Source organism: Achromobacter sp. SIMBA_011, assembly GCF_046535435.1.
Taxonomy (GTDB): Bacteria; Pseudomonadota; Gammaproteobacteria; order Burkholderiales; family Burkholderiaceae_B; genus Achromobacter; species Achromobacter dolens.
On record NZ_JAWRWN010000821.1, the window covers coordinates 1 to 255 of the forward strand.

A 255-nucleotide genomic window follows, 5' to 3' on the forward strand; every position below is an offset into this window, starting at 1 on the left:
GTGTATGAGTCGTATGGCGGGTCGATCAACGAGCCCCGCCCATAAACTCAATTCATCCAGCATGAATACTGGATCGGCGCACGCAGTTCGGCCAGCTCGGCGGGCGCAATCGCGTGTAGCGACGCCTTTCCGATGAGCCGCGTGGCGTCGTCATGGTGTATTCGCACCGGCTCCAACCATTCAACGCACCTATACGCAGGTATAGAGCGGCCGTTTGGGCGGGCGCGGCAGACCATCATCGATGCGTGAATGCTG

The 255-nt window shown here is 60.0% G+C and carries 1 protein-coding gene; it reads right to left on the reverse strand.

Going from position 1 to position 255, the window contains the following annotated elements:
- Positions 1-47: 47 nt before the first annotated feature.
- Positions 48-255, reverse strand: a 208-nt coding sequence (locus tag SB816_RS33290; protein WP_410548415.1) for a hypothetical protein, incomplete at its 5' end; no start/stop codon positions are given.